This is a genomic window from Flavobacterium crocinum, assembly GCF_003122385.1.
GTDB lineage: Bacteria > Bacteroidota > Bacteroidia > Flavobacteriales > Flavobacteriaceae > Flavobacterium > Flavobacterium crocinum.
In genome coordinates this window covers 3,456,482-3,470,528 of record NZ_CP029255.1, presented here as the reverse complement: position 1 = coordinate 3,470,528, position 14,047 = coordinate 3,456,482, and the positions used below count along the sequence as shown (strand labels likewise).

Below are 14,047 nucleotides of genomic sequence, written 5' to 3'. Positions count from 1 at the left end.
TAGTCTATGAAAAGAACAATTACTATACTCGCATTATTGGTTGTACAGCTGATTTATTCACAAACCAAAAACAAAACTGCCGATGCTCTTTTTGATAAGATGTATTATGTTGAAGCTTCAAAATCCTATGAGCTTTCAATCAGCAATGGAGATACTTCAAAAGAAATAATGCAGCGTCTTGGAGATGCCTATTATTTTAATACCAAAATGACAAGTGCCTCAAAATGGTATGGAAAACTGATTGCTGAATATCCAAACGAGGTTTCTGCCGAATATCTATTTCGTTATGCACAGTCCTTACAGGGAATTCAAAACTATGAACTGGCAAAAAAATGGATGAAGGCTTTCGCCGAAAAACAAAAATCAACCGATGCGAGAGCAAAAAACTTTTCTCTTAAAAATGTCACTTTAGAAGATATCGAAAATATAAAACCTTCTTTTCTTCTTGAAAATCTCGAAATCAATTCTGCCTATTCTGATTTTGGTCCGATGTATTACAAAGGCGATCTGGTCTACTCTACTACTGTCGATTCTTCGTATTGGAAAACAAATAAATACGGATGGAATGATCAGCCATACTTAAATATGCAATTGGGAAAAATAAGCGAAACACAGTCTAATGTTACTTTTAAAGAGCGTTTTGGAAAAGATATTACCACAAAGTATCATGAAGCCTGTATTGCCTTTTCTCCCGATGAAAAAACGATTTATTTTACCCGAAACAATTACAACGGAAAACTAAAACGCGACAGCAAAGGCATCAATAATCTCAAAATTTTTTCTGCTACAGCAACAGAAAACAGTAATGGTACGGTTTCCTGGAAAGACATAAAAGAACTGCCTTTTAACAGCGATAATTATTCTGTTGGACATCCTTCGGTAAGTAAAGATGGTAAAAAGCTCTATTTTGTTTCGGATATGCCGGGTACAATTGGTTCTACAGATATTTTCGTAGTAGATATTTTAGGCAATAATCAATTTTCAACGCCAAAAAATTTGGGAGAGAAAATAAACACAACCGGACGCGAAATGTTTCCCTACATTACCGATCAGGCACTCTATTTTTCATCTGATGGATTTTTGGGTTTAGGAGGTCTCGATGTTTTTGAAAGTCGAATAAATGATGGTATTTTTGATATTCCTGCAAACTTAGGCGCGCCATTAAACAGTAATCGGGACGATTTTGGTTATATCGTTAACGAAGCAACCAATAAAGGTTTTGTTTGTTCCAACAGAAAAACAGGAAAAGGCGATGATGATATTTACGCTTTCGAAAGATCGTGCAACCAAGCTATAAGCGGTTATGTTTTTGATGCTATTTCCAACAATAGAATTTCTGGTGCAATGGTAACTTTAAAAAATGCCAACGGAATAAAAGTAGCCGAAACTGTTTCGCAGCTGGACGGAAAATACGATTTTAACAACAATGTAAATTGTAATACTGCTTATACCGTTGAAGTCTCAAAAGAGAATTATAACAGCAATACTAAGGCTATTGTAACAGCAAACAGTTCCGGAAAAACCGAAGCCTTAATTGGTTTAGATCCAGCTTTAATCGCTCGTGAAAATGGTGTCTTAAAAATAAAAATCGGCATTATTTTCTTTGATTTAGACAAATCAGATATTCGCTATGATGCTGCAATAGAACTAAATAAAGTCGTTCTCTTAATGCATCAGTACAACAATGTAGTCATCAAAATTGAATCTCATACAGATTCCCGAGCCAACGATCAATACAACTTAGAACTGTCTGACAGAAGAGCAAAAGCCACAAGAGATTATCTAATTTCGCAGGGAGTTGCAGCAGAAAGAATCGAAAGCGCCATTGGTTACGGAGAAACACAACTAATCAATAATTGCTCAAACGGAGTTCCTTGTACATATACACAACATCAAATGAACCGAAGAAGCGAATTCATCATCACGAAGATGTAACTTCAGATTTTATAATCTAAAAATGAATTTAGAATTTGGACTCGAGAGAACAGATGAAATAATTTTAGTATTGGAATTTGGAATTTCAGTATTGAGATTTTAAAAAATCTAACCTTTTCTGTTTTTCAGCCAATTTTCAATAGGTTCTATAATGGTATTAATTGCTATTACCAACAATGTACAAATTAAAGCTTCCAGAAAATAACCTGAAGCCGCAATACTTCCAATTGCAGCACTGCACCATATTGTAGCCGCCGAATTTAGTCCGTGTACATTATCGCCTTCGCGAAAGATAACTCCCGCACCTAAAAATCCAACTCCCATTACCACCTGAGCAGTAATACGGGTAACGTCAATATTCGCTTCAGTTTCTGCAACTTTGATTGAAAGCAGTACAAAAGCAGCTGCACCAATGGCTACAAGTGTATTGGTTTTTAATCCCGTTTCTTTGTGATGCCATTGTCTTTCAAAACCAATTATTAAGCCCGCAATTGCAGCTACTACAAGTCTTGTTATGAATTCGATCGTACTCAATTTTCTACTTATTGAAGTTTAACACACAACCATTCGCCTTTTAGAACCAATTTATCATCAACAAAAGCTTCTCCTGCCTGTTTGATAATTTTCTCGCTTAAGCGAATATTTTTTACCACAAATTTTACCAGTTTTTTGAATTCAACTCCGGCAAAAAACTCAACGTTATCTAAGCTTACTAAACCAAAAACACCGTCGGCAACACCCAAAAGCTTCACTCCCGCACCGCCGACTTGCGCCATAGCCTCAATTAAAATAGTTCCCGGAACAAAACTAAATTCGGGAAAGCTTCCCTGAAGCCAGACATCTTTTTCTGTAAACGTCTTTAAACCAACGATTGTTTCGGTTGTATACGAGATAATTTCATCCACAAACAAGAATGGGGCTCTGTGCGGAATTAAATCTTCTATCTTCTGACTCATGATTTTTATTTTTGAACAATGTACGAATCTGAGCCGAGATAGACAATACTTAAAATGAGATCTCTTTTAAAACCCTTTGTTCTGCAATAAAAAAGAGATGCTTTTGGCATCTCTTTTCGCGTTATTAACTACTAAAATCACAAAGCTTTTATTCTTGCAGCAAAACAAAACTTTTAGCGTTTGCTTTGATTTTAGTTCCTTCAAAATCAATATCGATAATTCCTGCTTTTCTTGGAGAAACACCATTATTGCTAAAATGAGTATGCAAAACATATTTCATTTTTCCATTTTTATCATAAAAAACATCACCGTGACCTACTCCATTTATTCCAACGTCTTTTTTACTAATGATTGGACTATCTGCTGCTTTCTCCCAAGGACCATAAGGACTTTTCGCAGTTGCATAACCTACTGCATAATCCGGATTTCTAAAATCGTTTGCTGAATAAATCATGTAATACAAATCGTTGTGTTTTAGTACCGTGGGGCCTTCTGTAACTGGCCAGGATACATTCTGAGTATTTTCCCAAGGGAGCATACCGGAAATACATTCTTTTAGTGTCTCTTCTTTAATTCCTGACAGGTCATCTTTCAATTCTGCAACAAAGATTCGATTACCATTAATCAAACGCACGTGATAAAGGTATTTTTTGCCGTCCTGATCAACGAAAACAAACGGATCGATCTGATTCCCCAAATCAAACATTGGAGCCTTTAAATCGCTTTTAAATGGCCCTAACGGATTTTCACTGCTTGCTATAGCAATATTTTCATCGGCAGTGTAAATCATATAGAATTTATTGTTGTATTTAAAAACCTGTGGCGCCCAAAAACCTTTAGTTCCAAAAGCATCTCCTTTTTTCAACGCCAAACCATTTTGTGCACCAACGAGACCTTTCCATTTTTTTAAATCGGTTGAAGTGTAGACCAAAAATCCTTCTCCGTTTAACGGGGTTTCTCCGGTTGTGGTTCCGTACAAATAATAAATTCCGTTATCGAAAAAAATAGTCGGATCTGCTAACAGAATCGGAGACTCTTTTGAACCTGCTTTTTTGCTTGTTTCTTTCTCCTGAGAACAACAAACAAAGACACAAAGCAGTGCAAATAAGCTAAAATATTTTTTCATTATCATTATTAAACTTTTTATTTAATTAATTTAATTTAAAAACTAAAAATCAATTAGTTAATAGTTAACTATAGAAAACCTCTATAATAGAAATTCACACAAAAATTAACATTTTATCCCAAAAAAAAATGTATTTCATTTCGAAAAAAGGAGTTCTAAAATTTTCCTTTAAAAAAGGTTTTTAACTCCTGAATTTTAACTCCCAAATTATCACTTTTGAGATGAAAATTGATACAAAGATACCGTATGATACTTCTCTCCTGCTTTCAATGTGATTTGAGGGAATTTCGGTTGATTTGGAGCATCTGGAAAATGCTGTGTTTCAAGAGCAAAGGCAGTTCTAAAGTCGTCTTTAGCACCTGATTTAAAGATGTTTTTACACTGCATGAAATTTCCGCTATAAAACTGTAGTCCAGGCTCTTTTGTATAAACATCTAAAGTAACACCTGAAATATCTCCTTTAATTGTTGCGGCGTGAACAAATCCGTTCTTTTTATTAGAGTTAAGGACATAATTATGATCATAGCCTTTCCCAAATTTCAATTGTTCGTCTTTAGTTTCTATTCTTTCACCAATTGTATGCTTAGCAGTAAAATCAAAAGGAGTATTTTTTACCAATTTTAGTTCTCCGCTCGGAATTAAACCTTCGTCAACTGGTGTAAATTTATCTCCGTAAATCTGCAATTCGTGATTTAAAATTGTGCCGCTTCCTTCTCCGTTTAAGTTAAAAAAGGCATGATTGGTTAAGTTCACAATGGTAGTTTTATCCGTTGTCGCTTCGTATTCCATTCTTACGGCATTATCGTCTGTAAGCGTATAAGTTACTTTTACATTTAAATTTCCGGGAAAACCCTGCTCACCGTCTGGCGAAACATAAGTAAAAACCAAAGTATTTTCGTTTGTCTTTTCGGCATTCCAAACTACATCCTGAAATCCCTTCACACCGCCGTGTAACGCATTTTTTCCATTGTTTAACGGAATTTGATATTGCTTTCCTTCCAGTGTAAACCTCCCTAATGCAACTCTGTTGCCTACTCTTCCGATTGTAGCGCCAAAATAAGGCTCAGTTGACGTTTTAAAGCCTTTTACACTATTCATTCCAACCACGACATCAGTTGGTTTTCCGTTTTTATCATTAACCCATAAACCTACCAATCGCCCGCCATAGTTGGTAAAAGCCGCTTTTATTCCTTTGTTTTCGATCCAGTATAAACCGACTTTTTTACCATCGATTATGGTGTCAAAATTTTTAGTTTCTAAAACTGTTTTAACTGAATCTGTGGTAATTTCAGAGGTTTCTTTTGAAAATGGATTTTCTTTTTTATTGTCTTTACAATTGAATTGCAAAAGTGCTAGTATTGCAACTGCAGCAATCTGAATATTTTTCATTTATCGAATTTTAAAAGGTTGCTATTACTTTGACGGAATTGCCAGTTTTGTTTCTGCGCTTACCGGTTCCCCTAAAACCGGAAAACCATTGGCATCCCAGCTTATTTTCTGCATTCTTGGCGATCTTTTATTGCCGCAACCTTCTCCCGAATTGGAATTGGCGTGATATAAAATCCAGTCTTCTTTTCCGTCCGGAGATTTAAAAAATGAATTATGTCCCGGTGCATAAACTTTATTCTTCTCTGATTGCCTGAAGATGGGCTCAGGTGATTTTTTCCAGGAATTTGGATCTAATAAATTATCTCCGTCATTAAACGTTAATAATCCCAAAGCGTAGAAATCTGTCCAACATCCGCTTGCAGAAAATACAATGAAAATTTTACCATTTCTTTCTAAAAACTGCGGACCTTCGTTCACATTTACCTGAGGCGGATTCACATCATCATGCAAAGCACCGTGCGTTTCCCAGCCAAATGTTGGTGTAGAAATCATAACTCGGTCACCGTCAATTTCCAGCGGATTTTTCATCTTAGCAATGTAAATATTCTGCTGGCCGTTGGTGTCCCCTTCCCAGCCTGCCCAAATCATGTACAATTGTTTTTTATATTCAAAAACATTTCCGTCAATTGCCCATTTATCGGTTTTGGCTGCGATTTTGCCTTTAAATTCAAAATTTCCTTTAAACGGATCTGAAGACTTGTTTTCCAGAACATACATCCTGTGATTGTTGTTATCGCCATTATCTGCCGCAAAATAACAATACCATTTCCCGTTAATGACATGAAACTCCGGAGCCCAGATTTCTGCTGAGTAATTCGTATTTTTTGGTGGCGTCCAAATTACTTTGCTTTCGGCATTTTTAATATCCGACAAGTCTTTTGTTTTCCATAAAACGAGTTTATTTCCCAAGGTATTAGTGTAGTAATAATAGCCCTTATAGTATGTACTGTAAGGATCTGCTCCCGATGGCAGTATTGGGTTTGTAAATGTTTTTTGCTGCGCAAAACTTATTGTCGTGAACAGGAAAAGAAATAGGTATTTTTTCATTTTAGTTTTTTTATTTGAATTTTTCCCGCAGATTTGGCAGATCGTGCAGATTATTTTATCCGCTAAATCTGCCAAATCTGCGAGAGGGAAAAATCATTTTTGATTCAAAGCATTTATAACTTCTGTATTGACTTTATTTACAGCCTTGAAATCCATTTTGTCAACTTTACGATCGTAAGTCATAAAACCGTTTACTTCGCCTTCAACATCGGTTGTTTGAGTGTAGACTGCCGCCGAGAATCCCGTTTTAACGTATTTTCGAAGCATTTCCGCGTACTTTATGTATTCGGCGGTAACTTCACCTGCATTTTTAAATTTGATGTAACCCCAATTGTCATTTGCTCTCCAAAGATGCCCTTCAAGCGGCAAACCGATTCCGCCGTATTCTCCCAGCACCGTAACTCTTCTGGCATCATACAAATACATTTCTGGTCCCGGATAATTATGCAAATCCAAAATATCTCCAGTTTGGAAATGATTTCCTCCACTCGCCGAATTTATCAAACGGCTTGGATCATGATTCTTTGTCCATTCTGTTATTTCAACGGTTTTAAATTGTCCCCAGGCTTCGTTAAACGGAACCCAAACCACAATACTTGGATAAGAATACAAATGACCCATAATCTCTCTCCATTCTTTTCTGTAGATTTCTTCGGACTTTGCTGAACGCTGTAATTCTGTTCCTTCAAAATACTTTCTATTCTGCCAAACCGGCTGATCGTCTCCGCTTGGCATATCCTGCCAAACCAAAATTCCCAACTGATCACAATGGGTGTACCAGCGTTCCGGCTCTACTTTTACATGTTTGCGAATCATATTAAAACCTAATTCTTTGGTTTTAACAATATCATATTTCAAAGCTTCATCGGTTGGCGCTGTATATAATCCGTCAGGCCACCAGCCTTGGTCTAAAGGTCCGAACTGGAAATAATCTTTGTTGTTTAGCTGCATTCTCATGATTCCGTTTTCATCTCTTTTAGATGAAATTTTTCGCATTGCGAAGTAACTTTTTACCTCATCGACAATCTTATTTTTGCTGATTAAACGAATTTTAGTCTGATACAAAAACGGATTTTCCGGCGACCATAATTTTGGTGCATTCAAAACAATATCATTACTTTCGCCCACAACCGCTTTTTCTTTGGCAATTTCTTTTCCGTTATCAAAAACAGAAATTTCTACTAAATCTCCTTTTTCTGCTCCGCTAACCTCAGCTTTAATACTGATGGTATTTTGATCGATATTTGGAGTTGTTTTTAATTCCGTAATATTTTTAGCATTTACAGGCTCAATCCAAACTGTCTGCCAGATTCCGGTAACAGGAGTGTACCAGATTCCTTCCGGATTTTTAACCTGTTTTCCTCTTGGCTGAGGCCCGTCATTTGATGGATCCCAAACTTTCACAACTAATTTTTGATTTTTTCCTTTCTGAATAAATGGTGTAATGTCAAATGAAAACGGCGTATAACCTCCAGTATGCGAACCGACTTTTACATCATTCACAAAAACTTCTGTTTTCCAGTCCACAGCGCCAAAATGCAAAAGAATGTTTTTGCCATTCCAACCCGATTCTATAGAAAAACTGGTTCCGTACCAAAGTTCATTTTTAGAACCAACTTCTTTCATTACCCCAGAAAGGCTTGATTCAGCCGCAAACGGAACCAAAATTTGCCCGTCATATTTTGAAGGCGCTGTTTTGCCAAATTCCTGAATGCTGTAATTCCACAAACCATTCAGATTCCTCCATTGGTTTCGCTCCATAATCGGACGGGGATATTCTGGCAGCGTTTTATTCGGGTCAACCTGCTCTGCCCATTTCGTTTTGATTTTATCGCCTTGTGGTTTCCATTGCGCGTTTACCATCAAAACAGATAATAAGGCTATAAAAACGATACTTTTTCTTTTCATGCTGTATATATTTTAGACACTTTTCAATTGAAAATGATGCCGTAGTGTTTTCTAATTTGAAAATGAATTACCGGGCTCATCTCCACATAAGCCCGATAATTACTGAACTAAACTAACTTAACTAACCGTATTTTTGAGTTAAGAGTTATTTGTTATGCGTTATGCGTTATGCGTTATGCGTTATACGCCAACTAAAAATTGTTATTCTTTTTTTTAATGAAAAAAGAATAAATTATCTCACCCAACCTCTAACTCTTAACCCTTAACTTATAACTTATAACTTCTTCGTAAGGCCGAATTTCTTCACCAAACTGTCGTATTCTTTTTTAGAGATTGTAATCATGCAGCCGTGGCGCACTTTTTCCGGGAGGCTGTATTTGTCCCAATCCGAGAAAAAAGTGTAGCCTGAGGCTTGAAACCAAGGTCCGTTTAGGTTATCTGCGATAGATAATCCGTACGAAACTCCCGGATATTGTTCGTAATACATATACCATATTTTATCATCAGGAGAAGGAATCAACATTGGCGCTTCTCTGAAGTTTGGACTGATAGATTGCTGGGGCAAAGAATAAGGTCCTAAAAGATTTTTGGATTTGGCAATTCTAATAGTTTTACCTGTTGTCCAATACAAAGTTGGATACGTTTCATCTTTAATTACGGCGTAGTAGGAATCGCCGACTTTACGAATAAAAACATCGATGGTTCCCATATCCCAATCAAATAAACGGTTTGGTGGCCCCTCGAAAGTTTTTAAATCTTTAGACAAAACATACAATGTTCGCTGACTTGCCCAATAACGTTCACCATCTTCTTTGGTTCCTTCCAAATGTGGTGTATGCCATGTCATAAGGAACTTTTGAGAATCTTTGTCGTAATATAATTTTGGCGCTCCAATTCGTTGTAAAGCATTCGAATAATCCGGCGTGCTTTTTAAATCAGGCGTATAATCGGAATGTTTTTTCCAGGTAATTAAATCATCCGAAACCCAGATATTGATGCTTTTCGCATCGTCCCCTGTATTTCCTGCGATGTAATATTTTCCGTCTGGGCCTTTGCAGATATCAGGATGTCCTTTGTATTCTTCAAAAACGCGTTTTCCATTGTTTAGGTTTTCCCAATGCAATCCATCCAAACTTACAGAATAATACAATCTGCCGTAATCGTTATGCGTCATGTGAGCAAACAAATAGGCTTCGTTTTTTGGTTTTTCGTTTCCTTTAACTTGTCCAGGTGGGTCTGGTTGTTGGGCATTTGCTGAAAACCCAACAACAATTGCCATCGTCAGGAAAAGCTTTTTTATTGTATTTTTTTTCATGTTGCTAAAAATTTAAAATGTTTTTGCCACAGATTAAAAGGATTAGAAATGATTTAATCTTTGTGCTTAAAATTTAAACACATAGAAATATAGATTTACTTTGCCCGTAAAGGCGTTTCACTTGCATTAATAAACATAGTTTTCACAATCTTGTCATTCCGATTTCTATGATAAAACCAAATCTTTTTGATAAGAGGTTTGATTTTTTATTACCGCAAAAACTCGATGAATTATTTTGTTTCTCACAGCGTTTAAAACACTCATTTTGTTTTTTCCTTCATCAACTTTTCGGATGTAATATTTTCTTAAGTCATTATCAAGTCTAATTGCACTCATTGCGGCCATGTGTAAAACAGTCTTTAGGTTTTTATCAGCAAGCATTGATACTCCGGGCCTTTTTTTTAATGATGTTCCAGATTGAAAATCAAAAGGCACAACTCCGCTGTAGCATGCCATTTTTCTTGGATCAGTTATAACTGTAAAACCTTCTGTTTTAGATAATAATGTCCAAGATAAAACTTGACCCACTCCAGGAACAGATTTTATCAATTTCTGCTGGTGGTTTAGATTTTCATTCTTTAGGATTATAGCTTCAATATCATTTTCAATAATCATAATTTGTGCCTCAATACTTTTAATAAGTTTGATGTTTAAGTTTTTTAACTCTTTATCCAGCCCAATACCTTTCATTAATTTGTAGTCATGCTGCTGAACCATAAGCTGTTTTTTGATTTTTATTCTTAAAGCTCTTTCTGTCAATAGTATTTTTATTTTTTTTATAGAAGAGGAGCTCGGCTTCCATTCTCTGTTCTCCTGATAATTTTTCTCAATGAAACTGCAGATACGCAGTGCATCGATTTTATCATTTTTCCCTCTGACAAGACCAATGCTTTTTTTGATATGCAGAGCTGATATAACATAAACCTTAAAGTTAAATTTTTCCAATGCTTCAAAGATATTCCAGTTGTATCTGCCTGTATTTTCCATTGCCAGAATTACATTTTCTTTAGCATATCTTTTAAAAAAACGAGTAATGTCATTAATTTCATTTTCAATAGTAAAATAATTAATAGCCTCTTCTTTTACGCAGATATCTAAAGTCTTTTTGCTGATATCAATTCCGATAATAATGTTTTTCATAACTTTGTTTTTACGATTCAACAAATGATTTGAGAAATTCATCATAAGCTCAACTCCTTAATAACGGGTCTCAAGCCCAAATTTCTATCTGAGTCTTTGATGAAAGGGAAGCTAAAGTCTTAATCAGGATATGAGTCTCAAGCTCAGAGGAACGAATAGTTTACTTTTGCTTCCTTTCTCAATCATAAATCTACTTAAATTTCAAAAAACAAATCTAAAGGAGGAACGAGAAATCACACTAGGGATTCGACAAAGATTGGAAATTCGCTACGGAGTTACTTGCGGAGATTCCTCGTTCCTCGGAATGACAAAATACGCGAGAACTATGTGTAGAAACTAGTTTCTTTTACATTCTTTTTAATAATTTCAAAATCTATGTTTATATGTGTTTGATTTTTTTAACACGGACTTAATCCTTTTAATCTGTGCAATCTGTGGCTTAAAACTATTTTTTATTCGCCTCAGCAGTCATTTTCTTAATCAAATCTGTTTCTGCTTGAATATATGGCGTTCCGTCTGTATGCAAAACATCGTGAAACCATAATTTTGGTTCTGCTGTGTATGTTTTTGTCCAGCTGTCCCAAGCGTATTTGGTTTGTGTTTTTCCATCAACAAATCCCCAGTTGATCATACCGACATTGTATTTTCTAGCCAATGGTAAAAATCCTTCGAAGGTGCTTCCGTTTGGTCTAGCCATGTATTCTGTACAAATCAATGGTTTTCCGTAACGCTGTAATTGTTTTACCACTCTTTCAAAATCTGCTGGTTTATCGTAATTGTGGAAAGAAACAATATCCGACTGCTCAATCTGCATTTTGTGCATTGGTTTCATTTTAGCTTCGTCGCTCCAGTCTCCAACCCAAACTCCTGAAGTTAATGGCTGTGACGGATTGCTTTCTCTCGCCCAGGCAAAAACATCTTTTAAAAGTGGCAGAATCAAATCGACTTTGTTTTTGATTTCTACTTTTTCATACGAAGGCCCTGTCATATTATCCGGCTCATTCCACACATCCCAGCCTAAAATACGGTTGTCATCTTTAAAATGAGCTACCGTTTCTTTTACATATTTCTCTAAACGAGGATATTGAGTTTTATCCTGAAGCGCTTTTTGTCCCGGAGCCTGCACCCAGCCCGAATTGTGCGTGTGCGGTTTTGGAGCTCTTTGTTTTCCTAAAACAGGAAACGGATCCCAGCAGGAATCAAATAATACGAAAAGCGTTTTGATATGATGTTTATCTGCAATTTCTAAAAATTGGTCCATACGTTTATAAAGCCCTTCTGCATCTTGTTCATGCAATAAGTCGTGCAGATAGACACGCATAACATTCATGCCTAAATTTTCTGCCCAGCCTAACTCCTGGTCAATTCTTTTGGGATCAAAAGTACCTTCCTGCCACATCTCTAACTGATTTATAGCTGTGCTGGGAGAATAATTTGCCCCAACCAACCAAGGCTGTTCTGCATACCATTTATTGGCCTGATCTTTTGTCCAGATTTCTCTTTTTTCAACCGAAGTGGTTTCTTTTTTACTTTCTTCAGAAGTATTCTTTTTGTTGTTGCAGCTTAGCAATACCAATCCTGCCAACAATACTGTCAGACCCAATTTTACTTTCTTCATTACAATTTTGTTTTTTTTGAACAATCGTTCTTTATGATAAGGGAATCAGACTTTCGAATCTGATTCCCTCAAAAATTCTTTTTTAATATCCTGAGTTTTGCTCCAGATTTGGATTATTATCTACATCGCTTTGCGGAATTGGCATTCTGTGATTTTTCCCCACTTTGAAGTTTTTAAAATCTGAATCACGAAGCGCAATTTTATCAACAGCAGCCTGAGTATTTAAATCTCCCCAACGTTTTAGATCTTCCCAGCGAACACTCTCTCCACATAATTCTAAAACTCTTTCCATTTTCAAACGCTCCAGAAACTTGTCATGATCATTTCCAATTTCAGGATGCGCTGTTGCTAAAGGATTCATATTTACACGAGCTCTTACCTGATCAACATATTGATAAGCTTCGGCAGTACTTCCTAATTCGTTTAAAACTTCGGCATAGCGCAATAAAATATCACCATAACGAACCAATCTGTAATTTACCTGGCTGTAGTAGTCTTCATTATCTCTGTAATAATCACGGCTTCCTTTTCTGAACCAGGCTTCATTATTGTTCCATTCCCAGTTTCTGTTATAGGTTTTGTCTCCAAAATCAGCCAATAACTGCGGGTAGTACAATGTCCATCTCAAACGAATGTCCAGATTGCCATCTTTATTTTTTTCTTCTTTGAAAGCATTTACTAACCAAAAACGAGCTTGTCCATCAGACCATCCAATTCCTCTTGGCGCAAAAAACTGACAACGGTTACTGGAAACTGCTGCATTTTGTGCTTCGTCAGTTCCTCCTTTTCTTTGATCTCCAAACTGGATTTCAAAAACAGATTCGCTGTTGTTTTCATTAACGTCTGTAAAATTGTCTCTGTAGTTAGCCACCAAACTGTATCTTGCTCCAGGGCCTGTTATTAAATATTCAAGAGCTGTTTTCGCATCAGACCATTTTCTTTGTTGCATGTATAATTTTGCTAAAAATGCTTTTGCGGCTCCTTTATCAGGTCTTCCTGTCTGATCTGCTCCCCATTTTGCTGGTAAATCTTCAAAAGACTCATTTAAATCTTTTTCAACCTGAGCCCAGATTTCATCCACCTTTTTTTGCTGTGGCAAATCTGCTGGTGTGGAAGGATCTAAAACCAATGGAACATCTTCCCAGATCACTGCTAAATAATAGTAATGTAAGGCTCTGAAAAACTTAGCCTGAGCAATGATTTTCTTTTTATCATCTTCATTTTGGAAAGTGATATTTGGAACATTCGCTAAAACTTGGTTGCATCTAAAAATCGCTTTATAGCTGTCTCTCCATGTTACAGCATTTCCTTCCCAAAAATTATAATTGATATAATTGAATCTCGTCCAGTCTGCCAATTCCGTCCACGGACTCACACTATAACCTTCATCAGAAGTCAGGTCTAAACGAAAATACATCCATCTTGCCCAAAGACCATCTTTGTAAAACATGGCATAAATGGAGTTTACACCAGCTTGTGCATCACTTTCAGTTTTCCAATATTGGTCAACTGTTATATCATTAGGGCTGTTCAGGTCTAGTTCGTTTTCACAAGCAGTAAAAACAAGACCTAGAAAAGCTGCGGTTAGTATAATTATTTTTTTCATTATGCTA

11 protein-coding genes are annotated in these 14,047 nt (G+C 36.2%); 1 reads left to right on the top strand and 10 read right to left on the bottom strand.

Annotation, left to right across the window (positions count from 1 at the left end):
• The first annotated feature begins 6 nt into the window (after window positions 1-6).
• Window positions 7-1,935 (top strand): OmpA family protein, encoded by a 1,929-nt coding sequence (locus tag HYN56_RS15540; RefSeq protein ID WP_109193010.1) that lies wholly within the window; start codon window positions 7-9, stop codon window positions 1,933-1,935.
• A gap of 108 nt (window positions 1,936-2,043) precedes the next feature.
• Here HYN56_RS15540 and HYN56_RS15535 read toward each other — a convergent pair whose 3' ends face one another.
• From HYN56_RS15535 to HYN56_RS15490, 10 genes are all read right to left on the bottom strand, one after another.
• A complete protein-coding gene (locus HYN56_RS15535; RefSeq protein WP_109193009.1) occupies window positions 2,044-2,469 on the bottom strand; it encodes an MgtC/SapB family protein in 426 nt (141 codons plus the stop codon).
• Between the two features lie 8 nt (window positions 2,470-2,477).
• Entirely contained in the window at window positions 2,478-2,891 is a 414-nt protein-coding gene (locus HYN56_RS15530; protein ID WP_091495036.1) for a 3-hydroxyacyl-ACP dehydratase FabZ family protein, read from the bottom strand.
• 148 nt (window positions 2,892-3,039) lie between these two features.
• Window positions 3,040-4,023: a glycoside hydrolase family 43 protein gene (locus HYN56_RS15525; RefSeq protein ID WP_109193008.1), complete on the bottom strand. Its 984-nt coding sequence runs from the start codon at window positions 4,021-4,023 to the stop codon at window positions 3,040-3,042.
• Between the two features lie 204 nt (window positions 4,024-4,227).
• Entirely contained in the window at window positions 4,228-5,406 is a 1,179-nt protein-coding gene (locus HYN56_RS15520; protein ID WP_109193007.1) for an aldose epimerase family protein, read from the bottom strand.
• A gap of 24 nt (window positions 5,407-5,430) precedes the next feature.
• The gene (locus tag HYN56_RS15515; RefSeq protein WP_109194826.1) at window positions 5,431-6,453 is read right to left on the bottom strand and encodes a glycoside hydrolase family 43 protein; all 1,023 of its coding nucleotides are present in this window, start codon (window positions 6,451-6,453) and stop codon (window positions 5,431-5,433) included.
• A gap of 93 nt (window positions 6,454-6,546) precedes the next feature.
• Window positions 6,547-8,361: a glycoside hydrolase family 2 protein gene (locus tag HYN56_RS15510; RefSeq protein ID WP_109193006.1), complete on the bottom strand. Its 1,815-nt coding sequence runs from the start codon at window positions 8,359-8,361 to the stop codon at window positions 6,547-6,549.
• Window positions 8,362-8,635: 274 nt separating this feature from the next.
• On the bottom strand, window positions 8,636-9,676 hold the full coding sequence (locus HYN56_RS15505; protein WP_109193005.1) for a glycoside hydrolase family 43 protein: 1,041 nt from the start codon (window positions 9,674-9,676) through the stop codon (window positions 8,636-8,638).
• Window positions 9,677-9,841: 165 nt separating this feature from the next.
• The gene (locus tag HYN56_RS15500) at window positions 9,842-10,816 is read right to left on the bottom strand and encodes an IS110 family RNA-guided transposase (protein WP_240622557.1); all 975 of its coding nucleotides are present in this window, start codon (window positions 10,814-10,816) and stop codon (window positions 9,842-9,844) included.
• Window positions 10,817-11,261: 445 nt separating this feature from the next.
• A complete protein-coding gene (locus HYN56_RS15495) occupies window positions 11,262-12,434 on the bottom strand; it encodes a glycoside hydrolase 5 family protein (RefSeq protein WP_109194825.1) in 1,173 nt (390 codons plus the stop codon).
• A gap of 82 nt (window positions 12,435-12,516) precedes the next feature.
• The gene (locus tag HYN56_RS15490) at window positions 12,517-14,040 is read right to left on the bottom strand and encodes a RagB/SusD family nutrient uptake outer membrane protein (protein WP_109193004.1); all 1,524 of its coding nucleotides are present in this window, start codon (window positions 14,038-14,040) and stop codon (window positions 12,517-12,519) included.
• Window positions 14,041-14,047 lie beyond the last annotated feature (7 nt).